Source organism: Streptomyces sp. NPDC104367, assembly GCF_055583825.1.
Window position 1 is genome coordinate 105,535 of sequence record NZ_JBVJND010000029.1, and the last position, 25,191, is coordinate 130,725.

Here is a 25,191-nt window from a genome sequence, read left to right on the forward strand (position 1 = left end):
CGGCCCGGGACGGCTCACAGGGGCCGTACGGCCATCTTGTCGAGGGCTTGCAGGAGGCCGGGGAGCTCGGGGCCCCGGCCGACCGGCAGAACCTCACCGGGTTCGTCGTCCAGGAGCACGAAGGCTATGTCGTCCGTGCGGGCCACCATCGACCAACCCGGCCCGTCCGCGCGCAGCGTACGGGCGTCGCCCGGGGCGAACGACGAACGGACCCTGCCCAGCGGCGGCGGCGTGTCCACGTAGGCCCACGCCTCGGCCAGCACACGCCGGATCCCGGGGTGCCCCGTCGGAGCCGCCTCGGCGGTCTCCGAAGGCCCCGCGGCCTCGGTCTCCGCAGTCTCGGTATCGGCGGTCTCCGCGGCGCCCTTCCCGGCGCTCTCCGCGGCACCCTCACCGGCGGTTTCCGGGGCGTCCTCGGAGGCGTCGGGGGTGCCGTCGGTCTCCTGCGCTGCCGGGGCGCGGAAGTGGTCGTCTCCGATCTGCTCCCGCCACACCGCCCACTGGAGGGCGATCTCGTCGGCGCCCAGCCGCCGCTGCGCCGGGCCCCAGGAACTGGTGTCCGGCGGACTCAGAGGGGCGCGGCCCGAGATCTCCAGACCGGGATCGTGCGGCGCGGGCACGTTCGGGGCCGCCACGGCGACCGCCAGCGGCCAGCCAGGCAGAGCGACGACCACCGTGCGCTCGTCCGGCGAGAGGTCGTACTCCATCCCGCAGTCCCAGGACGCGATCGCGACGGCGACCAGCGAGACGTCGTCGATGACGACCGTCCAGCGGGCCCCCTCGCCGTCCTGGCCGAGGATCAGGCCGTATCCGTCGGCTCGCGGTGCCAGCCCCAGTGCCGCGCAGGCCTCCGGGTAGTCGTCGCCCAGCACGCTCGGAAACTGCGCAGGCGTCAGCAGCACCGCCGTGAGCACGTACAGCGCCTCGTCCGCGGCGGCGACGGCCTCCTCGTCCGTCTCGGCCATCCCTGTCTCCCCATCCGTTCGTCCAACGGCGCGCACCCTAGTGCGACCGGAAGGCCCTTGTCACGACCGGCCGCCACACCCGGAGCTGCAGCTTTCCGCCGGGACAGGGACGAAACGGCCTCCACGGCACGGAAGAGTCAGGCGGCCGGCAGTCCGAGGAGGTCGCGCGCGACGGTCCGCGGCGACTCCTCGCGCTCCCGGGCCAGCGCCACCACCGCGCGGCACGCCAGCTCGCTCACCCCGAACGACAGCGCCTCCGGTGACACCCAGCCCGCGGCCTCCTCGATCCGGTCCTGGTCGTCCTCCGCCCGGGCGGTGACGTAGACGGCCGCGGCCTCGAACAAGTTGTGCGCACGTCGTGCGGGTCGCTTCGGCGCCTCCCCGTCGTCGGCGCCTCGAAATCTGCCTGCGTACTTGCGGATCCGGTCGAACACGCGGACCACCTTCCCCCAGTCGCTGCCACTTCCGAACAATCGCCTTCTCCCGTCGAACGTAGAGATGAAGCGGCGGCAACTGAAGAGGGCCTCACCGTGGCGGGGCGCCTCCGCCGGCCCGGGCCCGGGCCGTCTTCGCCCCGGTGCCGAGCGGAAGGGTTGTACGGCGTCCGGGAGGCGACCGTCCGGTCTCCAGGACGAGTTGAGCGGCGAGCTCCGACGCCTTCGCCGCCGCGGTTGCCGGCTAGTCTCCGCGGACCGCCAGGGCCAGGAACCTGGCGTCCTCGTCCACGTACGACGTCATGCGCCAGCCCGAACCGGCCAGCAGCGGGCCGAGGTTGCCCTCCGCGCGCAGGTCCTCCGGGGTGATCCGGCGTCCCTGCCGCGCCGCCAGCGCGGCCCGGCCGATGGGGTGGAACAGGGCGAGCCTGCCACCGGGGCGGACCACACGCGCCAACTCCCGCAGATTCTCGGCGGGGTGGGGCAGATGCGCGATGAGACCCGCGGCGAACACGGCGTCCAGGCACTCCGGGCGCAACGGCAGCGCGGCGACGTCCGCGAGCAGCAACCGCCCGGCACGGTCGCGTCCGGCCCGCACGGCTGCCTGGAGCATCGCCGGGGTGAGGTCCATGCCGAGGACCGTGCCCGAGGGGCCCACGGCCGCGCGCAGCGGCGGCAGGGCGCGACCGGTGCCGCAGCCCGCGTCGAGCACCCGGTCACCTTCGCGCAGCCCCAGATCGGCGACCGCGGCCGCGTAAGCGGGACCGTCGTCGGGAAATTTCCTGTCCCAGTCCGCCGCCCGCGCGGTGAAGAACTCCTGGACGTGTGTGTGGTCGTCGCTCATGTTCCGCATGATCTCTCACCGTCACGGAGGACGCTCCTGCGCGCATGTTCTGGCGGGACACGATCGTTCCGGCGCACCGCTATGTCATATTGCAACACCTTCCGAAATGCGCCCTCTTTGTGCCCCCATGCCCCCTAGCGTCCCTGGGCCATGGGACACCTGGACCACGCCACCTTCGGCTGGCTGACCCCCGTGCTGTCGTACGTCATGGCCTGCATAGGCGCCGCACTGGGACTGCGCTGCACCGTGCGCGCGCTCGGCAGCACCGGCCGCTCGCGCCGCAACTGGCTGCTCACCGCGGCCTCCGCGCTCGGCACGGGCATCTGGACCATGCACTTCGTGGCGATGCTCGGCTTCGGCGTCAGCGGCACAGACATCCGCTACGACGTGCCGCTGACCATCCTCAGCCTGCTCGTCGCCGTGACCGTGGTCAGCGCCGGAGTCTTCGCCGTCGGCTACAGCCGCGACCGCAACCGGGCGCTCCTGCTCGGCGGACTCACCACCGGACTGGGCGTCGCCAGCATGCACTACCTCGGCATGGCGGCCGTCCGGCTGCACGGCGACGTGCGTTACGACCCGATGCTCGTGGGACTCTCCGTCCTCATCGCGGTGATCGCCGCGACCGCCGCCCTGTGGGCCGCGCTCAACATCAAGTCGCCCGTCGCGGTGACCGCGGCCTCCCTGGTCATGGGGGCGGCGGTGAGCAGCATGCACTACACCGGGATGTTCGCCGTCAGCGTGCACGTCACACCCGCCGGCACCCCCCTGCCCGGGGCCACCGCGATGCAGTTCATCTTCCCGCTCGCCGTCGGCCTCGGCTCCTACCTGTTCCTCACCTCGGCCTTCGTCGCCCTGTCGCCCACGGCCGGGGAACGCGAGGCGTCCGCCTCGGCCCAGCGGCCCGTCCCGGGCGCGGCCCGCTGAGCCGGTCCCGCCCCGCGCCCCGACCCACTTCCGCCGAGCGAGGACGCCATGCGTACACCCCGTAGAACCCCCGCGGCAGGCCCGGAGACACCGTCCCCGCCGCCGCGCGGCCGTCGTGCGCACGCCGGACCACCCGCGGACGAACCGGTCGACGAACTCGTCGGTGCCGCCGCCGATCCGCGCGCGAGCGGCTGGCGGATCCGTCCCAGGACCGTCCGCGCCAAGGTGGTCTGCCTGCTCATGGTGCCGGTCATGTCCCTGCTCGCCCTGTGGGCGTACGCCACGGTCACCACCGCCCAGGACGTCTCCCGGCTGCGCCAGTCGCAGCGCGTCGACGCGGCGCTGCGCACCCCGGTCGCCGCCGCCGTGACCGCGCTCCAGGCCGAGCGCGCCGCCGCCGTCCGCTACGCCACCGACCCCGGCGCCGAACGGATCGGCGACCTGGAGAAGCTCGGCGACCGCACCGACCGGGCCGTGGCCGGACTGCGGCTGGGCAGGACCAGCACCGTCGCCGACGGCGAGGAACTGCCCTCAGGCGTCGCCCGGCGCCTGGAGGACTTCGTGAGCGGCGCCGAGCAGCTGCCCAGCCTGCGCAAGGCGGTACGGAACCACAGCGCGGGCTGGGACGACGCCTACCTGCGCTACACGCGGAGCGTCGACGCCGCCTTCGCCGTGGACGGCGCCCTCAGCGGCATCCAGGCCGACGACATGGGATCCGACGCGCGCGTGCTGCTCGAATTCTCCCGCGCGGGCGAGGCACTGGCCCAGGAGGACGCGGTCCTGGCCGGCGCCCGGTCGGCCGGCGGCCTCGACGGCATGCGACTGCGGTTGTTCACCGGCGCCGTCGACACCCGGCGGGTCCTCACCGACGCGGCCGTCGCCGACCTGCCCGCCGCGCAGCGGACGGCCTGGCAGCGCCTCACCGGCACGGACGCCTACGCGGCGCTCGGCGCGGCCGAGGACAGGATCCTCGCGAGTTCTCCCGGACCCAAGGCGCTCGCGGCGGCCCCGCGGGCCGACTGGGACGACGCCCACGCGCGCGTGCGGGACGGCATGCGGGCCATCCAGGCCGACACGAGCCGCGCGGTGGCGGGCCGGGCCGATCCGTTCGCCCGCGGTCTGCTCACCCCGGCCGGCGCCGCCGTCCTCTTCGGGCTCCTCGCCGTGGGTGCCTCGCTCGTGATCTCCGTGCGCATCGGACGCGGCCTCGTGGTCGAGCTGGTGAGCCTGCGCAACAGCGCCCTGGAGATCGCCCGCCGCAAACTCCCCGAGGCGATGCGGAGGCTGCGGGCCGGCGAGGAGATCGACATCCGAGCCGAGGCGCCGCCCGGACCGCCCGCCGAGGACGAGACCGGGCAGGTCGCCGAGGCCCTCGGCACCGTGCACCGGGCCGCCCTGCGCGCCGCGGTGGAACGCGCCGAACTCGCCAGCGGCATCTCGGGCGTGTTCGTCAACCTCGCCCGCCGCAGCCAGATCCTCGTCCACCGCCAGCTGAGCCTGCTCGACAGCATGGAACGCCGCTCCGACGACCCCAACGAACTGAGCGACCTCTTCCGTCTGGACCACCTCACCACCCGTATGCGACGCCACGCGGAGAGCCTGATCATCCTCTCCGGAGCAGCCCCCGGCCGGGCCTGGCGCATGCCGGTGTCCCTGACCAACGTCGTACGGGCCGCCGTCTCCGAAGTCGAGGACTACGCGCGCGTGGAGGTACGCCAACTCCCCGAGGCGGCCGTCGTCGGCGCGGCGGTCGCCGACCTCACCCATCTGCTAGCCGAGATCGTCGAGAACGCCGCCCAGTTCTCGCCGCCGCACACGCGCGTGCGTGTCACCGGAGAACCCGTCGGCAACGGCTACGCCCTGGAGGTCGAGGACCGCGGGCTCGGCATGGGCCCGGAGACCCTCACCGAGGCCAACCGGCGCATCGAGCAGTCCGAGGCCCTCGACCTGTTCGACAGCGACCGGCTCGGCCTCTTCGTGGTCAGCAGGCTCGCCGCCCGCCACGCCGTCAAGGTGCATCTGCGCACTTCCCCCTACGGCGGCACCACGGCGGTCGTCCTGCTGCCCAAGGCCCTGCTGCACGGCGGCGCGGCGGAACGTTCCCCTCGCCCCGCGACCGCCCCGGAGCAGGCCCCGGAACGCGTGTACGCGCGCGTGCCCGGCGCCTCCCTCCAGGAGGCGGCTCCCGCCGAACGGCCCGCCCTCGCCGCCACCGTCCCCGCGGCCCCGCACCCCGCGCCCGAACCGCCGCCTCCACCGCCGCCCGGAGTCACCGCCCTGAGGCCGCACCGCGCGCCGCACGGCCCCGAGCCCACCGACGGCGAACTCCCGCGCCGGGTACGGCAGGCGAGCCTCGCCCCCCAGCTGCGCGACCCACGCGCCGAGGAACCGGCGCCCGCCCGGCGCCGCGACGAGCGCACCCCCGAACTCGTCCGCGACCGTATGGCGGCCTACCGGGCCGGCTGGGTGCGCGGCGGCGGCAGACGGCCCGGCCGCGGATTCGCGCCGGAACCCGCACAGGGCACCGACAGCACCGAAGGAGACCGCGCATGATCCAGGACCCGAGCCCGAGGGCGGACCGGCGTTCCGGCGAACTCGACTGGCTGCTCGACGACTTGGTGCTGCGTGTCACCGAGGTGCGGCATGCCGTGGTGCTGTCGAACGACGGTCTTGCCGTCGGCTCCTCGACCGGTCTCAAGCGCGAGGACGCCGAACACCTCGCGGCCGTGGCCTCCGGCTTCAACAGCCTCGCCAAGGGCGCCGGACGGCACTTCGGCGCGGGCGGGGTGCGTCAGACCATGGTCGAGATGGACGAGGCCTTCCTCTTCGTGGCGGCCGCCGGCGACGGCTCCTGCCTCGCCGTGTTCACCGCCGTCACCGCCGACATCGGCCTGGTCGCCTACGAGATGGCGCGCCTGGTCAAGCGCGTCGGCGAGCACCTCCACACCGCGCCGCGCATCGCCGCCCGGCCGCCCGCAGCCGGATGAGCAGCCAGTGGTACGACAGCGAGGCCGGGCCCCTGGTCCGCCCCTACGCGATGACCGGCGGCCGCACCAGACCCGGCCCCACCGGGGTGCGGTTCGATCTGATCGCCCTGGTCACCCTCGACCCGGGCGCGCCCGGTGCCGACGACGACACCGCGCTCGGCCCCGAACACCGGGCGCTGGTCGACCTGTGCCGGGTGGAGACGCAGTCCGTCGCCGAACTCGCCGCCGACGCCGATCTCCCCGTGGGCGTGGTCCGGGTGCTCCTGGGCGACCTGCTGGAGCTGCGGCGCGTCACCGTCAGCCGGCCGGTCCCGCCGACCCAGCTGCCCGACGAGCGGATTCTGCGCGAGGTGATCGAGGGATTGCGGGCACTGTAGATGAACAACCGGAACCATCCGGGCGCCAACCGGTCGGAACAGATGTGTTCCGAACCAACCGTCCGCCGCGAAGCCGCAGTTGTCATGATGCTGGCTTCGCTTCCCGACCACAGTCGGGACTGCCCGAGCGCACCGAGCGGCCTGACGGGCGTCTTGAGCGGCGCCTCGGGCCCATGGCGCGCCCCGGGCATCCCGAGCGTTCCGATGCCGACCGCGGCCGGCCCTCCCGAGAGAAGTGATCATGGCCTCCGAGCACTCCGAACCCGTCGCCGACGACACGGCGGCCATGGCGCTCAAGATTCTGGTCGCCGGCGGCTTCGGTGTCGGCAAGACGACCCTCGTCGGCGCCGTCAGCGAGATCCGGCCGCTGCGCACCGAGGAAATGCTCAGCGAAGCGGGCCAGTCGGTGGACGACACGGACGGCGTGGACCAGAAGGTCACCACCACCGTCGCCATGGACTTCGGGCGCATCACCATCCGGTCCGGGCTCTCCCTGTACCTCTTCGGCACCCCCGGACAGGACCGCTTCTGGTTCCTCTGGGACGAGCTGTCCCAAGGCGCCCTCGGCGCCGTCGTCCTCGCCGACACCCGCCGCCTGGAGGACTGCTTCCCGGCGGTCGACTACTTCGAGCACCGGCGCATCCCGTTCGTCGTGGCCGTCAACTGCTTCGCCGGAGCCCGCGCCTACGGTGCCCACGACGTCTGCCGCGCCCTCGACCTGGACCGGGGCACGCCCGTGGTCCTGTGCGACGCCCGCGACCGGGACTCCGGCAAGGAGGTGCTGATCCGGCTCGTCGAGTACGCCGGACGGATGCACACCGCCCGGCTCCTCGACTCGGTGGGCTGAGCTCAGGCCGTGAGGTCCTTGAGCGCCACCACCTTCTCCACGGCGACCCGGACCAGCAGCTCGCCCGGGACGCCGTTGCGGGCGCCGAACTCCGCCGCCCGCTCCTCTCCCATGTAACGGGCCGCGATCCGGGTGGCCCAATCACGCACCTCGTCCAGCTCCTCCGACAGCCGGGCGCGTCCGTTCAGCACCACGAAGTGGAACGGCGGCCGGTCGTCGTCCACGCAGAGGGCGACACGCCCGTCACGTGCCAGATTGCGCCCTTTCACGGTTTCCTTGCCGGTGTTGAAGACCAGGTCGTCCCCGTCCAGCAGGAACCAGACCGGAGCCACATGAGGGCTGCCGTCTGCGGTGACGGTGGACAGCTTGCCGGTACGGGTGCCGTGCGAGACGAACGCCCGCCATTCGTCGTCGGTCATCTTCTGTGCCATGTCCCCATCCTCCTTGCCCGGACGCCGGTGGTGGGGAAGGCTTGCGGGGAGATCCTCCAGCCAGGGGGAGACCGCTCACGGGGAGACGGAACACAGATGGCGCAGAACCAGGGACTCGGCTGGCTGCTCGACGACCTGACCGAGCGCGTGGAGCACGTCCGGCACGCGCTGGTCCTGTCGAACGACGGACTGGTCACGGGTGCGAGTACGGGGCTTCGGCGGGAGGACGCCGAGCATCTGGCGGCCGTCGCCTCCGGGCTGCACAGCCTCGCCAAGGGGTCCGGACGGCACTTCGGCGCGGGCCAGGTCCGCCAGACGATGATCGAGTACGACGAGGCGGTCCTCTTCGTCACGGCCGCCGGAAGCGGCAGCTGTCTGTGCGTGCTCAGCGGCGCGGAGGCCGACATCGGCCAGATCGCCTACGAGATGACCCTGCTCGTCAACCGCGTCGGCGAGCACCTCGGCGTGGACGCCCGGCAACCCGAACGCTTTCCCGCAGTAGACCTCTGACCTGCTGCTTCATCTCCTCCGACGGGGTTATCCACAGGCCCGCCACGGAATTCGCCGAAGCGGATACGGTCTTTTCCACGGCGAGCGCACACGGCGCGAGCCACCCACTCCACGGGGGAGAACGACCATGTCCGCGACCACCGTCACCCCATCCCGCCCGCTCACCTGCGCGTCGAGTCGCGCGGCCCGTGAACTGGGCCTCAAGCGAGGCGAGTTCGACCTCGCGGTACACCTCGGGCGGATCCGTACGGTGCCCGACGAGGGAGGCGGTGGAGGCCGCCGCGTCCCCCGGGCCGAGATCGAGCGGCTGCACCCCCGGAGCGCGGCACTGCGCGAGAGCGTGCGGGTCGTGGGCACCACCGAGGGCGCGGCCCTGATGGAGATCCCGGTCGCCAGGTTCACCCGCCTCGCGAAACTCGGCCTGCTGACTCCCGTCAAGTGGTACCCCAACCGGTACCGGGCCGTGGTCTGGCTCTATCTGGCCGAGGAACTGCGGCGGTTCGCGGCCGACGAGAGGAACAGGCCGCTGTTCAGCGGCCGTACGCCCGAGGAACTGCGCGAGCTGCTCAAGGCGGGCGCGGACCAGCGGGCCCGCAACTGGCGCGGACGCCACTGCGGCTTCCTGCTCCGGCAGGCCGACGGACCCTGGGAGCGGGCCGCGGCGGTGGCAGCCTTCCTCGACCCGGGTGAGATCGACGACCTCCTCACGGACCCGTGCGAGCGCGCCCACGTGACGGCCCTCCGGCCGGCCCCGCCCGCCCACGGCGCGCCGGGGTCACCCGCCGCCCAGCTCGCCGAGGAGATCATGACGGCGGACGCCCCGGACGAGATCGACTGGTTCAGGAACGACCTGCTGCGCGAGGTGGCCCAGGCCCGCACGCTCCGGCCGCCGCCGCTCCCCACGGCACCACCGCACCTCACGCCAACACTGCTCCCCATGGCACCTCCGCACCTCACGGCACCACCGAGGCCCACCCCACCCGTGGCGCCCGCACCGGCACACGCCCCTGTCCGGCAGAGGCCCTCGCGGGGCCTGCGCGGCTGGCTGCTCCGCAGAAGCCCCCGCCCCGCGCACTCGGGGACCCTGACGGACTGAGCGACGCCGCCGACGGCTCGCGTGACCGCGGGCGACCGGATCCGCTAGAGCGCCCGGAACAGGCCCTCCTGGACGACCGACACCAGCAGCCGGCCCTCCAGGTCGTAGACCCGGCCGCGGGCCAGCCCCAGGCCGCCCGTGGCGATGGGGGACTCCTGCTCGTACAGGAACCACTCGTCGGCGCGGAACGGCCGGTGGAACCACATGGCGTGGTCCAGCGAGGCCATGTCGAAGTTCCGCGGCCCCCACAGGGGCTCGACCGGGACCCGGACCGCGTCCAGCAGCGTCATGTCACTGGCGTAGGTCAGCGCGCAGGTGTGCACCAGCGGATCGTCGCCGAGCGGACCGACCGCGCGCATCCACACCGCGCTGCGCGGCTCGGCGCCCGCAATCTCCTCGGGGTGCCAGCGCAGCCGGTCGACGTACCGGATGTCGAAGGGCTGGCGCCGCGCCATCCGCTCCAGCTGCTCCGGCAGCTCGCCCAGGTGCTTGCGGATCTCCTCGGCGAGCGTCGGCAGCGACTCCGGGTGCGGCACCTCGCGGAACGGCGGCAACTGGTGCTCGAAGGCTCCCACCTCAGGCTTGTGGAAGGAGGCGGTCAGATTGAAGATCGTGCGGCCCTGCTGCACCGCCGTGACCCGCCGGGTCGTGAACGACCGGCCGTCCCGGACCCGTTCGACCTGGTACACGATCGGCACGCCCGGCCGGCCCGGGCGCAGGAAGTACGCGTGCAGCGAGTGCACCGGCCGGTCGCCCTCCGTGGTGCGGCCGGCGGCGACCAGCGCCTGGCCCGCCACCTGGCCGCCGAAGACCCGCTGGAGGGACTCCTGGGGACTTCGGCCGCGGAAGATGTTGACCTCGATCTGCTCCAGGTCGAGCAGGTCGACCAGTCTCTCGGCCGGGTTCGTCATGGGTGGTGTTCTCCTGGGGTGGGAGCCGGTCGGGGCGGGACCGGCCGGGTCAGAGCTGGCCGACGTCGGTGACGCGCACGACGGCACGGCCCTCGGCGTCGGAAGCGGTCAGGTCGACCTCCGCGCTGATGCCCCAGTCGTGGTCGTCGTTCGGGTCGTCGAAGATCTGGCGGACGCGCCACAGCGCGTTCTGCGGCTCCTCCTGGATCACGAGCAGCTTGGGGCCACGGGCGTCCGGTCCGGTGCCCAGGTCCTCGTACTCGTCCCAGTACTTGTCCATCGCCTCGCCCCAGGCGTCGGCGTCCCAGCCGGACTCCGCGTCCATCTCGCCCAGTTCGCCGACCTGGTCGAGGGCGGCCAGCTCGACGCGGCGGAACATGGCGTTGCGGACCAGGACCCGGAAGGCCCGCGCGTTGGCGGTGACCGGCTTGACCTCGTCGGCCTTCTCCTGGGCCTCCTCGGCGGTCATCTCCTCGGGGTTGGCGAGCTGCTCCCACTCGTCCAGCAGACTGGAGTCGACCTGGCGGACCATTTCGCCCAGCCACTCGATCAGGTCCTGGAGGTCCTCGGACTTGAGGTCGTCCGGGATGTTGTGGTCGAGGGTCTTGTAGGCGCTCGCGAGGTAGCGCAGCACGATGCCCTCGATGCGGGCCAGCTCGTAGAAGGACACCAGCTCGGTGAAGGACATGGCCCGTTCGTACATGTCCCGGATGACCGACTTCGGCGACAGCGGATGGTCGCCGACCCACGGGTGGCTCTTGCGGTACGTGTTGTACGCGTGGAAGAGCAGCTCCTCCAGGGGCTTCGGGTAGGTGACGTCCTGGAGGCGCTCCATGCGCTCCTCGTACTCCACGCCGTCCGCCTTCATGGCGGCCACGGCCTCGCCCCTCGCCTTGTTCTGCTGGGCGACGAGGATCTGGCGCGGGTCGTCCAGCGTGGACTCCACCACGGACACCATGTCGAGGGCGTACGACGGCGATTCGGGGTCGAGGAGCTCGAACGCGGCGAGGGCGAAGGTGGACAGCGGCTGGTTGAGCGCGAAGTCCTGCTGGAGGTCGACCGTGAGGCGGACGATACGGCCGGTCGCGTCCGGGGTGTCGAGTTTCTCGACGATCCCGCCGTCCACCAGCGAGCGGTAGATCGCGATCGCCCGGCGGATGTGCCGCAGCTGCTGCTTGCGCGGCTCGTGGTTGTCCTCCAGAAGATGGCGCATCGCCTCGAAGGCGTTGCCCGGACGGGCGATCACCGACAGCAGCATGGTGTGCGTCACCCGGAAACGCGAGGTCAGCGGCTCAGGCTCCGACGTGATCAGCTTGTCGAAGGTGGTCTCCGTCCAGCCGACGAAGCCCTCCGGCGCCTTCTTGCGCACCACCTTGCGCCGCTTCTTCGGGTCGTCGCCGGCCTTCGCCAGCGCCTTCTCGTTCTCGATGACGTGCTCGGGCGCCTGCGCGACCACCAGCCCGGCCGTGTCGAAGCCGGCCCGGCCCGCGCGGCCGGCGATCTGGTGGAACTCCCGGGCGCGCAGGGTCCGCACCCGGTTGCCGTCGTACTTGGTCAGGGCCGTGAACAGGACCGTGCGGATGGGCACGTTGACGCCCACGCCCAGCGTGTCGGTGCCGCAGATGACCTTCAGGAGACCGGCCTGCGCCAGCTTCTCCACCAGACGCCGGTACTTGGGAAGCATGCCCGCGTGGTGTACACCGATCCCATGGCGGACGTAACGGGAAAGGTTGCGACCGAACTTGGTGGTGAAGCGGAAGTTGCCGATCAGCTCGGCGATCTGCTCCTTCTCCTCCTTCGAGCACATGTTGATGCTCATCAGCGCCTGCGCTCGCTCCACCGCCTGCGCCTGGGTGAAGTGCACGATGTACACCGGCGCCTGCCTGGTCTCCAGCAGCTCGGTGAGCGTCTCCGTCATCGGGGTGAACTTGTACTCGTAGGAGAGCGGCACCGGGCGGGTCGCCGAGCGGACCACCGAGGTGGGGCGGCCCGTGCGGCGGGTGAGGTCCTTCTCGAAGAAGGAGACGTCGCCGAGGGTGGCCGACATCAGGATGAACTGCGCCTGGGGCAGTTCGAGGAGCGGGATCTGCCAGGCCCAGCCGCGGTCGCCCTCCGCGTAGAAGTGGAACTCGTCCATGACGACCTGGCCGACGTCCGCCTGCCGGCCGTCGCGCAGGGCGATGGAGGCGAGGACCTCGGCGGTGCAGCAGATGACGGGCGCGTCGGCGTTGACCGAGGCGTCACCGGTGAGCATGCCGACGTTCTCGGTGCCGAAGAGCTTGCACAGCTCGAAGAACTTCTCGGACACCAGCGCCTTGATCGGTGCCGTGTAGAAGGTGACCTCGTCCCGGGCCAGCGCGGCGAAGTGCGCACCCGCGGCGATCATGCTCTTGCCGGAGCCGGTCGGGGTCGACACGATGACGTTCGCTCCGGAGACCGCCTCGATCAGCGCCTCCTCCTGGTGGGGGTAGAGCGTGAGGCCACGCTCCTCGGCCCAGGACTCGAAGGCTTCGTACAGGGCGTCGGGGTCGGCGGTCGGCGGCAGTCGATCGATGAGGGTCACGGACCCATCTTGCCTGGCCCACCCGCCCTGGGGGGAATCGGCGTCGAGCGGGAAGATCAAGACCGCTACGCTGTGTCGCCGACGGAGCGTCAACGCACCCGGTCAACTGGACAGCGGTACACGAGGAATGGGGCGGGCTACGGCCATGATGGGACCAGCACACTCACTGTCGGGAGCCGCCGCCTGGCTCGGCGTCGGAGCGGCGGCCGCAGCGGCCGGGCACACGATGCCCTGGCCGGTGCTGCTGGTCGGGGCGCTGATCTGCGCGGGGGCCGCGCTCGCCCCCGACCTCGACCACAAGGCGGCCACGATCTCGCGCGCCTTCGGGCCGGTGTCGCGCTGGCTCTGCGAGATAGTCGACAAGCTCTCCTACGCCGTCTACAAGGCGACCCGCAAGCCCGGCGACCCGCGCCGCAACGGCGGGCACCGCACGCTGACCCACACCTGGCTGTGGGCGGCGCTGATCGGCGGCGGCTGCTCGGCCGCGGCGATCCTCGGCGGACGCTGGGCGGTGCTGGCGATCCTCTTCGCCCACATGGTGCTGGCGATCGAGGGCCTGCTGTGGCGGGCGGCGCGCGGCTCCAGCAGCGACATCCTGGTGTGGCTGCTGGCGGCGACCAGCGCCTGGATCATGGCGGGCACCCTGGACAAGACGGGCAACGGCGCGAACTGGCTGTTCACCGAGCCCGGCCAGGAGTACCTGTGGCTGGGGCTGCCGGTGGTGCTGGGCGCGCTGGTGCACGACATCGGGGACGCGCTGACCGTCTCCGGCTGCCCGATCCTGTGGCCCATCCCGATCGGCCGCAGGCGCTGGTACCCGCTGGGCCCGCCGAAGGCGATGCGGTTCCGCGCGGGCAGCTGGGTCGAGCTGAAGGTCCTGATGCCGGTGTTCATGGTGCTGGGCGGCATAGGCTGCGCCGCCGCCCTCAACGTGATCTGACCCGCGGGTCAGCCGGTCTTCCCCGAGTCGCCGCCGTAACGCCGCTCGAATGCGAAGACCCGGCCCTCGGAGTCCACCGTGCGGGCCTTCCCGGTGTAGAAGGGGTGGCTCTCGGAGGAGATCTCCACGTCGACCACCGGGTAGGTCCGGCCGTCGTCCCACTCGATCGTCTGCTCGCTGCTCGCGGTGGACCGGGTCAGGAAGGCGTAGCCGGCGGCACGGTCCCGGAAGACCACCGGGTGGTAGTCGGGGTGCTTGTCCTGCGGCATGGCGGCTCCTCGGACAGGGCGCTCAGGGCTGTCGGGGCGGTCGGGCGGGGACGGCCGGGCTCAGCCGTACGCGGAGTCCTCGTCGACGATGTGCATCGCGGCCTCCTCCGCGGAGGCCCCGGCGCCGTCGATGCCGACGTCGGTGGCGATCAGGCCGCTCTCGTCGTCCTCGTGCGCCCCCTCGTCGGGTGCCACGAGGCGGCCGGAGCGCAGGTCGCCGACCTCGTTGTCCAGCAGCTCGCCGTCGCTGCCCTGGCAGTCGCCGATGCCGTCGCCGTCGGGCACCGGCAGCTCCGGCAGTTCCTCGGCGAGCCGCTCGTCCAGCGTCGCGCCGCGGACGCGCTCCGCCGCGGTCACCCCGGTGTGCTCCACGGCCCACGGCCGCTCGGGCGGGGACCAGCCACGGTCCAGGGGATCGCTGACGCCGTCGGACTCCAGCGTGTCCTCCACGTCGAGCAGTCCCGTGTCCTCGCGGATCTCGGATCCGTCGGGCTGGTAGACGTCGTCCCCCCATCCTTCGGTGGTGGTCACGGCTACCTCCAGGGAGCGAGGGCGCGGTCCGCGGGGCGGGCCGCCGGCACACTGCGCACGGGTCTCATCCGGCGGGAACGGTGCGTTTCCCGGCCGGTCCCCGAACCGGTGCCGCTCTCCAGCCTTCCACCCCGGCTCGCACCCGCGCAACGGCACGGGGTCCGACCTGCGCCGGACGCCCCGTGCCGCGGCCGGTCACCCGTGCCAGGACCGCCACAGCGCCGCGTAGGCGCCGTCGGCCGCCACCAGCTCGTCGTGACTGCCCAGCTCGCTGATCCGGCCGTTCTCGACGACGGCGATGACGTCCGCGTCATGGGCGGTGTGCAGCCGGTGGGCGATGGCGACCACCGTGCGCCCGTCCAGGACCCGGGCCAGGGACCGCTCCAGATGGCGGGCGGCGCGCGGGTCCAGGAGCGAGGTCGCCTCGTCCAGGACCAGGGTGTGCGGATCGGCCAGCACCAGCCGGGCCAGCGCGATCTGCTGGGCCTGCGCCGGGGTCAGCGCCAGCCCGCCCGAGCCGACCTCGGTGTCCAGGCCCTCGTCCAGGGCCTGGGCCCAGCCGTCCGCGTCGACCGCCCCCAGGGCCGCCCACAGCTCGGCGTCCTCGGCACCGGTCCGGGCGAGCAGCAGGTTGTCGCGCAGGGAGCCCACGAAGACGTGGTGCTCCTGGTTGACGAGGGCGACATGGGAGCGGACCCGTTCGGCGGTCATCCGGGACAGCTCCGCGCCGCCCAGGGTGATCCGGCCGTCCCGGGGTGCGTAGATCCCGGCGAGCAGCCGGCCCAGGGTGGACTTGCCCGCGCCCGAGGGGCCGACCAGGGCCAGCCGGGTGCCGGGCGCGACCTGAAGGGAGACCTGCCGCAGCACGTCGACGCCCTGGAGGTAACCGAAGCGGACCTCGTCCGCGTGCACCTGCCGGCCCTCGGGCGCCAGCGCCGCGTCCCCGGGCTCCGGCTCGATGTCCCGCACGCCGACCAGCCGGGCCAGCGACACCTGGGCGACCTGGACCTCGTCGTACCAGCGCAGGATCAGGTTCACCGGCTCGACGAGCATCTGGGCGATGAGCGCGCCCGTCGTCAGCTGGCCGACGTCGATCCAGCCGCGCAGGACGAAGACCCCGCCGAGCAGCAGCACCGAGCCGAGGACCGTGGTGTGGGTGGCGTTCACGGCCGGGAAGAGCACCGAGCGCAGCCAGAGCGTGTAGCGCTCCCACGCGGTCCACTCCTTGATCCGGCGGTCGGACAGGGCGATGCGCCGGGCGCCGAGCCGGTGCGCCTCGACGGTGCGCCCGGCGTCCACGGACTCCGTGAGGGCGGCGGCCACGGACGCGTACCCGGCGGCCTCGGAGCGGTAGCCGGCCGGTGCCCGCCTGAAGTACCAGCGGCACACGACGACCAGCAGCGGCAGGGCGAGCAGCACGGCGGCGGCCAGCGGCGGCGCCGTGACGAGGAGCCCGCCGAGCAGCAGCACCACCCACACGACACCGATCGACAGCTGCGGCACGGCCTCCCGCATGGCGTTGGCGAGCCGGTCGATGTCGGTGGTGATGCGGGACAGCAGGTCGCCGGTGCCGGCCCGCTCCAGCACGCCCGGCGGCAGCCCGACCGACCGGACGAGGAAGTCCTCGCGCAGGTCGGCCAGCATCCGCTCGCCCAGCACCGCGCCCCGCAGCCGTACCTCGCGTACGAAGACGGCCTGGACGGCGAGGGCGAGGGCGAACAGGCCGATGGTCACGCCGAGATGGAGTTCGCGGGCACTGTCCGAGACCCGCTCGACGAGCCCGCCGAGCAGGTAGGGGCCGACCATGGAGGCCAGCACGGCGACCGTGTTGACGCCGATGAGCACCAGGAAGGCGCGGCGGTGCCGCCGGAACAGTTCGGCCACGTAGGCGCGTACGGTCGCGGTGGCGCCGACGGGCAGGGTGGTGGCCGTCGTCGGGGCCGCCGGGTCGTAGGCCGGTGGCGCGACGCCGATCATGCGTTCTCCTCGATCTCTTCCAGCGCGCCGCCCAGCGGCGCGGCCTTGTCGTCCGGCTCGAAGCGGCCGTCCCGTGCGGCGGCCTCCTCCTCGGTCTCCCGGGTCACCACCGCCCGGTACCGGGGTTCGGTGTGCACCAGTTCGCGGTGCGCGCCGACCGCCACGGCCTCGCCCTCGTGGACGAGGACGACCCGGTCGGCCCGGTCGAGCAGCAGCGGCGAGGTGGTGAGCAGGACCGTGGTGCGGCCCGTCCTCATCTCGCGGATGCCCTTGGCGATCCGTGCCTCGGTGTGCGAGTCGACCGCGGAGGTGGGCTCGTCCAGGACGAGCACCTCGGGGTCGGTGATCAGCGAACGGGCCAGCGCGAGCCGCTGCCGCTGGCCGCCGGACAGGGACCGTCCCCGCTCGGTGATCCGGGCGTCCATCGGGTCGGTGACGTCCAGCGAGCTCTGGACCAGGGCCTCCAGCACGTCGGCGCACTGGGCGGCGGCCAGCGCGTCCTCGGCCCGCACGGTTCCGGACGAGGGCACGTCGAGCAGCTCGCGCAGTGAACCGGACAGCAGCACCGGGTCCTTGTCCTGGACGAGCACCGCGGTGCGGGCGGCCTCCAGCGGCAGTTCGTCGAGCGGTACGCCGCCGAGCAGCACGGAGGTGCCGGCCTCGGCGGGATGGCCGCCGAGCCGTTCGGCGAGCAGCCCGGCCGTGTCGGGGTCGCCGCAGACCACGGCGGTCAGCCGGCCCGAGGGCGCGAGCAGCCCGGTCCGCGGGTCGTACAGGTCGCCGTCCGGCACCTCGTCCGCGCGTGAGCCGCCGGTGTCCGTGGCCCGCTCCAGCGAGAGCACACGCGCGGCGCGCTTCGCCGAGGGACGGGAGAAGGAGTACGCCATGGCGATCTCGGTGAAGTGCTGCAACGGGTAGTTGAGGATCATGACCGCGCTGTAGACGGTGACCAGTTCGCCCACGGTGACGCGGCCCTCCTGGGCGAGCTGGACGCCGTGCCAGACGACCACGATCAGCAGCAGCCCGGGCACCAGCACCTGGATGGCGGAGATCAGCGACCACATCCGGGCGCTGCGCACGGCGGCCCGCCGCACCTCCTGGGAGGCGCTGCGGTAGCGGGCGAGGAAGAGGTCCTCGCCGCCGATCCCGCGCAGCACCCGCAGCCCCGCCACGGTGTCCGAGGCCAGTTCGGTGGCCCGGCCGGCCTTGGCGCGCTGGGCGTCGGCGCGGCGGGTGGCCCGGGGGAGCAGCGGCAGCACGGCCAGCGCCACCAGGGGCAGGCCGACGGCGACCACCCAGCCGAGGGCCGGCTGGTAGACGAGCAGGCCGACCGCGACCAGGACGACGGTGACCGCGGCCGCGGTGAAGCGGGAGACCGCCTCCACGAACCAGCCGATCTTCTCGACGTCCCCGGTGGAGACGGCGACCACCTCGCCGGCCGCCACCCGCCGGGTCAGCGCCGACCCCAGCCGGGTGGCCTTGCGGGCGAGCAGTTGCTGGACGCGGGCGGCCCCGGTGATCCAGTTGGTGACGGCGGCCCGGTGCAGGAAGGTGTCCCCGACGGCGATCGCGATCCCGCAGAGCACCAGCAGACCGCCCGTCAGCGCCAGCCGGGTGCCGGAGCGGTCGATGACGGCCTGGACGGCGAGGCCCACGCAGAACGGGAGCGCCGAGACGGACCCGAAGTGCAGCAGGCCCCAGGCGAGTGCCTTGAGCTGGCCGCCCAGTTGATTCCGTCCGAGCCACCAGAGGAATCGGGGACCCGAACGTGCGTCCGGCACGCCCGGATCGGAATACGGAAGATCTTGAATCTGCATGACGTCCCAGTGGCTCGTGACGGGGGTGGGTGGGTGAAGGCGGCGACAAGACGTGAAAGGTTCGCGTCGGGGAGCGGTCGAAATCAAACGGTTTTCCCTGACGGCCGCCGAAATCCGCCCGCTTCCGGCCAGGTCCGCACCGTCTGCCGTCTGCCGTCTGCCGTCTGCCGTCCGCCGTCTGTCGCCCGTCACTTGTCGTCTGCCGCTCCGGGCTCCGCTCCCAACACGCGCCGAATGTCCGGAAATTCGGCTGATGGGCTTTTATGTGGTGCCAGGATGGCCGGGTGCAGATCAGGAGCGGGCGGCGGAGCGTCGCGGCGGCGGCGGTCCTCGGCGCCGTCCTGGCGGCCTCGGCCGCGTGCGCGGGAGCGGGAGAGGGCGGCGCGGGGAGTGGCGCGCCGGGGCCCTCCGTCCGGGCGGCGCGGGCGAGTGCGCCCGCCGAGGCGGGCACGGCCGCCCCCGTCGGCGACCCGGAGCGGCTGCCCGGCGTCGGCGACCGCCTGAGCGGGGCGATCCCCGCCGACTCCGGTCAGGTCGTCGCGGTGTACGGGGAGGGCGTGGACTCGGCCGACTCGACGGTCGTGCTCTACCTCTGGCGGCGGGGCGGCTGGCGTCCGGCGGGAAGCCGGCCCGCGCACAACGGGCGCAACGGCTGGACCACCGACCACTACGCGGGCGACGAGCGCAGCCCGGTCGGCGTGTTCACCGTCACCGACGCGGGCGGTGTGCTCCCCGACCCGGGGACGAGGCTGTCCTACGACCGGGACGAGGGTGCCTACGCGCCCCCGTACGACTGGGACCTGGCGCACCGGCACGACTTCGACTACGTCATCGCCGTCGACCACAACCGCCTGCGGGGCGCGCCGCCGCACGACGCCACCCGCCCCTGGGGCGCCGAGCGGGGTGGCGGCATCTGGCTGCACCTCGACCACGGCAGCGGCACCTCGGCCTGCGTCAGCCTCTCCCGGAAGGCCATGGGGTTCCTGCTGCGCACCCTCGACCCGGACCGTGACCCCGTCGTGGTGATGGGGGACAGGGCGGACCTGCTGGCCCAGGGCGCTTCTGATGGATCTCCGTGGCGTCGGGGATCCGACGGAAGCGCCCCAGCGGCCGCCCGGACGGGCGGCCGCTGGGGCGTCATCCGGCCGGGCGGGGCTCGTGTCCGGGCGCACCGGCGGTGCCGCTGCGGGCGTCCACCAGGTCCACGTCGCTAGCCCGGACGTAGGCGAGCCGGTGGCCGAGCTGGATCTCGTAGTACCGGTCGTGGCCCACCACGACCGGCTGGGGCGTGTCGGAGAAGGTCGACCTGTCGACGTAGGAGCTGCCCAGGCCGGACTGGGTCACGTACCGCTGGCCCGCCCGGAGGGTGTACGGGAGCGGCGACTCGGTCTCCTCCTCCATGCCCTCCGGGTAGGCCTCCTCCTCCGGCAGGGCGCGGCCGTAGACCGGGATCTCGTCCAGCCCCTCCTTCGGCGTCACCATGCGGCCGCTCGCGCCGACCGCCGTCGGGTGGTCCTTCGGGTTCTTGAACCAGGCCTTGTGCCCCTGGTACCAGATCGCCGTCCAGTCGCCGCTGCGTCCGGCGACGGCGAAGGTCTGGCCGGTGGAGACGCGCGATCCCAGGTCGCTGACGTCCTCCGTGGACTCGTCGCCGTCGGGCCTGCGGCCCGGGTCCTGGATCAGCGGGGCGTCCTCGGCGGGCTCGGTGTGCAGCCGGACGGCGCTGGAGCCGTGCGGACGGCACGGCTCGCCGTCCCCGTCGCAGCCGGTGTAGCGCGGCTTGTAGGCCGCGTACTCCGGCAGGATCATCACCATCGGGCTGTCCGGCCCGGCCGTTGCCTTCAGCGGTGCGCCGAGCAGGTCGAAGTAGTGCCGCCAGTCCCAGAAGGGACCGGGGTCCTCGTGCATGTCGGGGATGCTGTCGGCGGTCGGGGACGGCACGTTGTCGTGGCCGAAGATGTGCTGCCGGTCCATCGGGATGCCGTACTTCTTCGCCAGGTAGCGCACCAGCCGTGCCGAGGACCGGTACATCTGCTCCGTGTACCAGGTGCCGGGGTGGGTGAGGAAACCCTCGTGCTCGATGCCGATCGAGCGGGCGTTCACGAACTTGCTGCCGGAGTGCCAGGCCTCGTCCTTGGTCCGGACGTGCTGGGTGATGTGGCCGTCGGTGGAGCGGACGGAGTAGTGCCAGGAGGCCTCCGTCGGGTCCTGCACGGTCTGGAACATGTTGGGCAGCGTCGACTCGGTGTCGTGGATGACGATGTACTCGATGCGCTGGTCCCGGGGGCGGTCGGCGAGGTCGTGGTTGCCGTACTCGCCGTCGTCGTCGATCTCCTCGTAGGGCGCGGCGAGCCAGTCGCAGGACAGCTCCGCGGGGCACTCGACCTCCTTCGGCCGCTGCGGCCCCTGGGTCCGGGGGTGCGTCCGCACGCCGGGAGTGGCGGGCAGGGAGACGTCCTGCCCCTCCGCGGTGGTGCGGTGCGCTCCGTGCCGGATGAGGGCGAAGACGTCGTCGGCGTAGGTGGCCGCCGAGGTGATGTCACGGGTGCCGGGGAAACGTTCCACCGCTTCCCACCAGGCCTCCGGATCGGCGCTGAGCGGCTTGCCGAGGTGCCGCTGGGTGGCCGCCAGGAGTGCGGCGCCGCCCCGGACGTTGGCGGCGGCGTCCGTGCGCAGCTGTCCGGCCGGGGTGTGGATCAGCCGTGCGGCGCGTTCCAGGTCGGCCGGGCGCACCACGTGGCCGCCCGGGGCACCCGCCGCCACCTCGCGGGGCATGGTGGTCCGGCCGGTCAGCGGCGGCGCGCCCCCCGCCGGGGCGGGGGTGTGCGGCCGGTCGGTGTCGACCAGGTGCATCGGCCCGTAGCCGCCGGCGACGCTCGGCGAGCCGGGGTGGGCGTCCCAGCGCGACTGCATGTAGGACACGCTCATCAGGACGCTGCGCGGGATGTGGAACTCGCGGGCGGCGTCGGTGAAGGCGTTCTGAAGGCGTTCGTCCTGCGGGTCGTCGGCACCGGAGGCCGGGAGGATCAGCAGCGGGGGCAGCAGGGCCGCCGTCGCGAGCAGGCAGGCCGTCCGGCGGCACCTGCGAACGGCGTCGGGCACACGTGGGGCGACGTTTCTTCTCATATCCGAGGGTCTCCAACCGCTTGCTGAGGGTCTCCAACCGCACTCGTCGCAACCGGGGCAGAGGGGTTGCCCGTCATGTCACCCCCCGTACGTTTCCGTGCCCGGCGCGTCCCGGCGCGCCGAGCGTCGACCGGGTGGACCAGCAGTCCGGCACAGGCCACCCGGTCGGCGGCAGAGATCCGGCGTGGCGCGGCGCGTCGCCGCCGCGGTCCACGGGCCGCGTGGTATCCGGCATCGGACGCGGCGTCAGTTCTCCACCGGATCCACCCGCCAGTCGGGATGCCCCGGCATGGGCGGGGTGCTCGGCCCGTACAGCCAGGGCGTCAGGAACGGCTTGAGGTCCTCGCCCGCGACCCGGGAGGCGAGCGCCACGAAGTCCGCGGTGCCGGCCGCGCGCCCCTGATACCGCGTCACCCAGGCCCGCTCGATCCGGCCGAACACCTCGTCACCGACCTTCTCCCGCAGGGCGTAGAGCACCAGCGCCGAGCCGTCGTAGCGCATCACCTTGAACAGCGTCGGCTCGGTGGGCTCGGCGGGCGCGCCGTCGTCGTGGCGCCACTGGTCGTGCTGCTCGTACGCCGCCCGCATGGCGTCCTCCAGGGCGACGCCGCCGTGCTCCTCGGAGTACAGCCGCTCGTAGAAACGGGCGTGACCCTCACTCAGCCACAGGTCGGACCAGCGCCGGACGGCGACGCTGTCGCCCGTCCAGTGGTGGGTCAGTTCGTGGACGAGGTTGCGTTCCGCGTCGACCCGGTCGCCCAGCAGGTCGTCCTTGGGTACGAGGGACAGCGACTGGGTCTCCAGGGCCACCGGCAGCTCGGTGTCGCCGACCAGCACGCCGTACCGGTGGAACGGGTACGGGCCGAGCCGCCGTTCCAGCCAGGCGAGGTGCTCCGCGGTGAGCGAGCGGTGTGCCTCGGTCCCGCCGACCAGTGCCTCGGGCACCACGTCCCGGACGGGCAGTCCGCGCGGCCCCTCGCTGTCGACGAACGCGAACTTTCCGATCGCCACCTGGACCAGCTGCGCCGCGATGGGCTCCTCGGAGTCGTACGTCCAGCGGACCCGGCCGCCGGGCCGGCGGACGCGCTCGACGAGCCGGCCGTTCGCCACCGCGCTCAGCCCGGGCGGGGTGGTGATGCGGAAGGTGACCGGCGCCCGCAGGCTGGGGTGGTCGTCCACCGGGAAGACCATCTTGGCGCCGTCGGGCTGAGCGCAGATCAGGGTGCCGTCGGGGGTGGGCACCCAGCCGTACCGGCGGATCGCGTCGTCGCGTTCCCGCTGCTGGGTCGGGTCGGCGGTGTAGGTGACCCGGACGGTGAAGGCCCCGCCGCGCGGGATGGGCCGCGCGGGTGTGACGACGAGTTCGTCGCCGTCGCGCACGGCCCGGGCCGGCTTGCCGTCGACGGTGACCCGGTGCAGGGTGTTGCCCGCGAAGTCCAGGTCGAAGCGGGACAGCGCCTGGGTGGCGGTGGCGCTGACGGTGGTGCCGGCCTCGAAGTGCGTCCCGGGCGCCCGCCAGTCGAAGTCGATCGTGTAACGGCGCACCGTGTATCCGCCGTTGCCGTCCAGCGGCACGAGCGGGTCGCCGATGCCCGGCGCGCCGGGGGCGGGGGGCGGCCCGGACGGGGCGGCGGAGGGGCCGGGAGCGGGGGAGCGGTGGGTTCCGTGCGGGAGGCCGGTGAGAACGGCGTCGCAGGTGAGGGCGACGGCCCCGCCGAGGGCCAGGGCGAGGGCCGCGCGGCGGACACGGGCGGGCGTGATCTCCATGGCAGCACTGTGTCAGCAAGGTCATTTCATAGCACCATATGTACCTGTTGTGTACGGCCGCACGGGTCAGGGACCGCTTGCGCGGGGAACGGCTGGTGCCGTACGCGGAACCGGTCGCCCTGTATGCGGAACCCGTATGCGGAACCCGTTCGTCGGCCGGTCTGCTCATTGCGGTCGGAGGCCGACTCCCCGTAGAACACCGGCCATGAGAAGACGGATCGTCATGTCCATGCTCGCAGGGGCGACCCTCCTCGCGAGCACCCTCCTCGGCACCGGCGCGCCCGCCGCCCGGGCCGCCGACGTCCCGGCCGAGTTCGGCACCGACTGGCACGACCCGGTGACCGCCGCCCCGCCGGTGTCGGTGCCCGGGCACACCAGGTCCTGCCGGGTCACCCTGGCCGAGGCCCGGTTCCGCGACTTCACACCGTACGAGGGGACGTACACACCCCCGAAGGGCTGCGGGGACCACTGGAGCAAGGTGGTGCTGCGGCTCGACGGCGAGGTGAAGGGCCGTCAGTACGACCGCCTGGGCTATGTGCACGTCGGCGGGGTCGAGGTACTGCGCACCTCCACCCCCGAGCCCTCGCCGGACGGCATCGAGTGGCACGTCGAGAAGGACGTCACCCGCTACAGCGACACCTTCCGCAGCGCCCAGGACGTCGAGATGCTCATCGGGAACGTCGTCGACGACACCTACACCGGTGTCATCGACGTCAAGGTCACCCTCACCTTCTACGCGGGGCGCACCCCGGCGAGCGTCCCCGGCAAGGTGCTCACCCTCACCGACGGCACCGCCCTCACCGCCCCGCGCAACAGCGAACGCATCGTCGCCGAGGTGTACGCCACCGGATCCGGCGGCGGCTGCGAGGAGTTCTGGTACCTGACCGTGGCCGACCCGGCGTCGTACTCCTGCAAGGCCGACAAGGGGCCCTACCGGGAGGTGCAGATCAAGGTCGACGGCCAACTGGCCGGAATCGCCTCGCCGTTCCCGAACGTCTGGACCGGCGGCTGGTCCAACCCCTTCCTCTGGTACGTCGTCCCGGGCCCACGCGCCTTCGACGTCAAGCCGATCGAATACGACCTGACGCCGTTCGCCGGGCTGCTCGACGACGGCCGCCCGCACCGGGTCGAGGTCTCCGTCGTCGGGGTTCCCGAGGGGCAGGCGGGCTGGAGCGCCCCGGTGAACGTGCTGGTCTGGCAGGACGCCCACCGCGCCCGCCTCACCGGGAAGCTCACCGCGACGGAGGTGTCGGATCCCGCCAACTCATCGGTGTACACACCGGGTTCGGGGGAGTACCGGGTCGACACGGACGCCGGGCACCGGCTCACCGTCTCCGGATACCTCGACACCTCGCACGGCCGGGTGACCACCACCGTCAGCCGCACCCTGGCCAACACCTCCGTCCACCGCTGGAACGACGGCGAGACGACCGACGCGCTCTACGCCCTCTGGACGGACGACGAGCGGGTCACCGTGACGGCGGGCGGGGCGCCCCGGACGACCGCCACCCACCGGACGTACACCATGAACGGCGTCGTCACCGTCGGCGCCGACGACCGGCTGCGGACGCAACTGGCCCTCGGTGACCGGGCGGTGGCCGACCTCGCCGACCGCGGCCGGTCACGGCTCGACGACACCTGGCGCGGTGACGCGACGTACACCCTGGGCGTGCCGCGCGACCAACGGCACGCGGTCGGCACCTCCGCCGAGCGCTACCGGCTGTACGGGCCCGACGGCTGCTACGACCGTTCGCTCGCCACCGAACAGGGGGTGCTGACCGAGGACCGCAGCGGCTGCTGAGCCGGGGCGCGGGGCACGTCGCACGGCATGTGTCCCGCGCGGCTGTCACGCGCCGGTCCCGGCCGGGCAGCCGG

General features: G+C 72.9%; 22 protein-coding genes. 10 read left to right on the forward strand and 12 right to left on the reverse strand.

The genetic code is table 11. The features are described from left to right. Positions 1-14: 14 nt before the first annotated feature. From ACZ619_RS34345 to ACZ619_RS34355, 3 genes are all read right to left on the reverse strand, one after another. The gene (locus ACZ619_RS34345; protein ID WP_469607435.1) at positions 15-965 is read right to left on the reverse strand and encodes a hypothetical protein; all 951 of its coding nucleotides are present in this window, start codon (positions 963-965) and stop codon (positions 15-17) included. 137 nt (positions 966-1,102) lie between these two features. After that, positions 1,103-1,399: a hypothetical protein gene (locus tag ACZ619_RS34350; protein WP_469607437.1), complete on the reverse strand. Its 297-nt coding sequence runs from the start codon at positions 1,397-1,399 to the stop codon at positions 1,103-1,105. 244 nt (positions 1,400-1,643) lie between these two features. Next, a complete protein-coding gene (locus ACZ619_RS34355; protein ID WP_469607439.1) occupies positions 1,644-2,252 on the reverse strand; it encodes a class I SAM-dependent methyltransferase in 609 nt (202 codons plus the stop codon). 141 nt (positions 2,253-2,393) lie between these two features. On the opposite strand from ACZ619_RS34355, the gene ACZ619_RS34360 reads away from it, so the two are divergent. The 5 genes from ACZ619_RS34360 to ACZ619_RS34380 all read left to right on the forward strand — a co-directional run bounded on the left by ACZ619_RS34360 (position 2,394) and on the right by ACZ619_RS34380 (position 7,378). Then, entirely contained in the window at positions 2,394-3,167 is a 774-nt protein-coding gene (locus ACZ619_RS34360) for an MHYT domain-containing protein (protein ID WP_469607441.1), read from the forward strand. A gap of 48 nt (positions 3,168-3,215) precedes the next feature. After that, positions 3,216-5,720, forward strand: coding sequence for a sensor histidine kinase (locus ACZ619_RS34365; protein ID WP_469607443.1), 2,505 nt, complete (start codon positions 3,216-3,218; stop codon positions 5,718-5,720). Beyond that, positions 5,717-6,154, forward strand: coding sequence for a roadblock/LC7 domain-containing protein (locus tag ACZ619_RS34370; RefSeq protein WP_469607446.1), 438 nt, complete (start codon positions 5,717-5,719; stop codon positions 6,152-6,154). The genes ACZ619_RS34365 and ACZ619_RS34370 overlap by 4 nt, the downstream gene beginning before the upstream one ends. After that, entirely contained in the window at positions 6,151-6,531 is a 381-nt protein-coding gene (locus tag ACZ619_RS34375; protein ID WP_469607448.1) for a DUF742 domain-containing protein, read from the forward strand. The genes ACZ619_RS34370 and ACZ619_RS34375 overlap by 4 nt, the downstream gene beginning before the upstream one ends. A gap of 241 nt (positions 6,532-6,772) precedes the next feature. Then, positions 6,773-7,378 carry a GTP-binding protein gene (locus ACZ619_RS34380; RefSeq protein WP_469607450.1) on the forward strand — a complete coding sequence of 202 codons (606 nt, stop codon included), beginning with the start codon at positions 6,773-6,775 and terminating at the stop codon, positions 7,376-7,378. Between the two features lie 2 nt (positions 7,379-7,380). Here ACZ619_RS34380 and ACZ619_RS34385 read toward each other — a convergent pair whose 3' ends face one another. Continuing rightward, complete coding sequence (locus tag ACZ619_RS34385; RefSeq protein ID WP_469607453.1) at positions 7,381-7,809, reverse strand: PPOX class F420-dependent oxidoreductase; 429 nt, start codon at positions 7,807-7,809, stop codon at positions 7,381-7,383. A gap of 96 nt (positions 7,810-7,905) precedes the next feature. Here ACZ619_RS34385 and ACZ619_RS34390 point away from each other — a divergent pair, with 96 nt between their 5' ends. Together ACZ619_RS34390 and ACZ619_RS34395 are read left to right on the forward strand one after the other, a co-directional pair. Then, positions 7,906-8,319 carry a roadblock/LC7 domain-containing protein gene (locus ACZ619_RS34390; protein WP_469607456.1) on the forward strand — a complete coding sequence of 138 codons (414 nt, stop codon included), beginning with the start codon at positions 7,906-7,908 and terminating at the stop codon, positions 8,317-8,319. Between the two features lie 127 nt (positions 8,320-8,446). After that, entirely contained in the window at positions 8,447-9,415 is a 969-nt protein-coding gene (locus ACZ619_RS34395) for a DUF6397 family protein (RefSeq protein ID WP_469607458.1), read from the forward strand. A 44-nt stretch (positions 9,416-9,459) separates the two neighbouring features. On the opposite strand, the gene ACZ619_RS34400 is transcribed toward ACZ619_RS34395, so the two are convergent. Then, on the reverse strand, positions 9,460-10,326 hold the full coding sequence (locus ACZ619_RS34400) for an acyl-CoA thioesterase (protein ID WP_469607461.1): 867 nt from the start codon (positions 10,324-10,326) through the stop codon (positions 9,460-9,462). Positions 10,327-10,375: 49 nt separating this feature from the next. Then, positions 10,376-12,889: a DEAD/DEAH box helicase gene (locus ACZ619_RS34405; RefSeq protein WP_469607464.1), complete on the reverse strand. Its 2,514-nt coding sequence runs from the start codon at positions 12,887-12,889 to the stop codon at positions 10,376-10,378. Positions 12,890-13,034: 145 nt separating this feature from the next. Here ACZ619_RS34405 and ACZ619_RS34410 point away from each other — a divergent pair, with 145 nt between their 5' ends. Further along, positions 13,035-13,829 (forward strand): metal-dependent hydrolase, encoded by a 795-nt coding sequence (locus ACZ619_RS34410; RefSeq protein ID WP_469607466.1) that lies wholly within the window; start codon positions 13,035-13,037, stop codon positions 13,827-13,829. An 8-nt stretch (positions 13,830-13,837) separates the two neighbouring features. Here the strand turns inward: ACZ619_RS34410 and ACZ619_RS34415 are convergent, their stop codons facing one another. The 4 genes from ACZ619_RS34415 to ACZ619_RS34430 form a co-directional block, all read right to left on the reverse strand. Further along, entirely contained in the window at positions 13,838-14,098 is a 261-nt protein-coding gene (locus tag ACZ619_RS34415) for a type B 50S ribosomal protein L31 (protein ID WP_469607469.1), read from the reverse strand. A gap of 60 nt (positions 14,099-14,158) precedes the next feature. Next, positions 14,159-14,629: a DUF5709 domain-containing protein gene (locus ACZ619_RS34420; protein ID WP_469607472.1), complete on the reverse strand. Its 471-nt coding sequence runs from the start codon at positions 14,627-14,629 to the stop codon at positions 14,159-14,161. Between the two features lie 195 nt (positions 14,630-14,824). Next, complete coding sequence (locus ACZ619_RS34425; protein ID WP_469607473.1) at positions 14,825-16,606, reverse strand: ABC transporter ATP-binding protein; 1,782 nt, start codon at positions 16,604-16,606, stop codon at positions 14,825-14,827. Next, a complete protein-coding gene (locus ACZ619_RS34430; protein ID WP_469607476.1) occupies positions 16,603-18,423 on the reverse strand; it encodes an ABC transporter transmembrane domain-containing protein in 1,821 nt (606 codons plus the stop codon). Before ACZ619_RS34430 ends, ACZ619_RS34425 begins: the two co-directional genes overlap by 4 nt. Before the next feature lie 284 nt (positions 18,424-18,707). Between ACZ619_RS34430 and ACZ619_RS34435 the strand changes: the two genes are divergently transcribed. Beyond that, positions 18,708-19,637, forward strand: coding sequence for a L,D-transpeptidase family protein (locus tag ACZ619_RS34435; RefSeq protein ID WP_469607479.1), 930 nt, complete (start codon positions 18,708-18,710; stop codon positions 19,635-19,637). Here the strand turns inward: ACZ619_RS34435 and ACZ619_RS34440 are convergent. Then, the gene (locus tag ACZ619_RS34440) at positions 19,561-21,549 is read right to left on the reverse strand and encodes an N-acetylmuramoyl-L-alanine amidase (RefSeq protein ID WP_469607481.1); all 1,989 of its coding nucleotides are present in this window, start codon (positions 21,547-21,549) and stop codon (positions 19,561-19,563) included. The genes ACZ619_RS34435 and ACZ619_RS34440 overlap by 77 nt on opposite strands. 246 nt (positions 21,550-21,795) lie before the next feature. Continuing rightward, complete coding sequence (locus ACZ619_RS34445) at positions 21,796-23,316, reverse strand: M1 family metallopeptidase (RefSeq protein ID WP_469607484.1); 1,521 nt, start codon at positions 23,314-23,316, stop codon at positions 21,796-21,798. Between the two features lie 205 nt (positions 23,317-23,521). Between ACZ619_RS34445 and ACZ619_RS34450 the strand changes: the two genes are divergently transcribed. Then, on the forward strand, positions 23,522-25,117 hold the full coding sequence (locus ACZ619_RS34450; RefSeq protein ID WP_469607487.1) for a peptide-N4-asparagine amidase: 1,596 nt from the start codon (positions 23,522-23,524) through the stop codon (positions 25,115-25,117). Positions 25,118-25,191 lie beyond the last annotated feature (74 nt).

Coding starts and splice junctions, on each gene's coding strand:
- ACZ619_RS34345 (WP_469607435.1), bottom strand. CDS start 965: ATGGCCGAGACGGACGAGGAGGCCGTCGCCGCCGCGGACGAGGCGCTG.
- ACZ619_RS34355 (WP_469607439.1), bottom strand. CDS start 2,252: ATGCGGAACATGAGCGACGACCACACACACGTCCAGGAGTTCTTCACC.
- ACZ619_RS34360 (WP_469607441.1), top strand. CDS start 2,394: ATGGGACACCTGGACCACGCCACCTTCGGCTGGCTGACCCCCGTGCTG.
- ACZ619_RS34365 (WP_469607443.1), top strand. CDS start 3,216: ATGCGTACACCCCGTAGAACCCCCGCGGCAGGCCCGGAGACACCGTCC.
- ACZ619_RS34370 (WP_469607446.1), top strand. CDS start 5,717: ATGATCCAGGACCCGAGCCCGAGGGCGGACCGGCGTTCCGGCGAACTC.
- ACZ619_RS34375 (WP_469607448.1), top strand. CDS start 6,151: ATGAGCAGCCAGTGGTACGACAGCGAGGCCGGGCCCCTGGTCCGCCCC.
- ACZ619_RS34380 (WP_469607450.1), top strand. CDS start 6,773: ATGGCCTCCGAGCACTCCGAACCCGTCGCCGACGACACGGCGGCCATG.
- ACZ619_RS34385 (WP_469607453.1), bottom strand. CDS start 7,809: ATGGCACAGAAGATGACCGACGACGAATGGCGGGCGTTCGTCTCGCAC.
- ACZ619_RS34390 (WP_469607456.1), top strand. CDS start 7,906: ATGGCGCAGAACCAGGGACTCGGCTGGCTGCTCGACGACCTGACCGAG.
- ACZ619_RS34395 (WP_469607458.1), top strand. CDS start 8,447: ATGTCCGCGACCACCGTCACCCCATCCCGCCCGCTCACCTGCGCGTCG.
- ACZ619_RS34400 (WP_469607461.1), bottom strand. CDS start 10,326: ATGACGAACCCGGCCGAGAGACTGGTCGACCTGCTCGACCTGGAGCAG.
- ACZ619_RS34410 (WP_469607466.1), top strand. CDS start 13,035: ATGATGGGACCAGCACACTCACTGTCGGGAGCCGCCGCCTGGCTCGGC.
- ACZ619_RS34415 (WP_469607469.1), bottom strand. CDS start 14,098: ATGCCGCAGGACAAGCACCCCGACTACCACCCGGTGGTCTTCCGGGAC.
- ACZ619_RS34425 (WP_469607473.1), bottom strand. CDS start 16,606: ATGATCGGCGTCGCGCCACCGGCCTACGACCCGGCGGCCCCGACGACG.
- ACZ619_RS34430 (WP_469607476.1), bottom strand. CDS start 18,423: ATGCAGATTCAAGATCTTCCGTATTCCGATCCGGGCGTGCCGGACGCA.
- ACZ619_RS34440 (WP_469607481.1), bottom strand. CDS start 21,549: ATGAGAAGAAACGTCGCCCCACGTGTGCCCGACGCCGTTCGCAGGTGC.
- ACZ619_RS34445 (WP_469607484.1), bottom strand. CDS start 23,316: ATGGAGATCACGCCCGCCCGTGTCCGCCGCGCGGCCCTCGCCCTGGCC.
- ACZ619_RS34450 (WP_469607487.1), top strand. CDS start 23,522: ATGAGAAGACGGATCGTCATGTCCATGCTCGCAGGGGCGACCCTCCTC.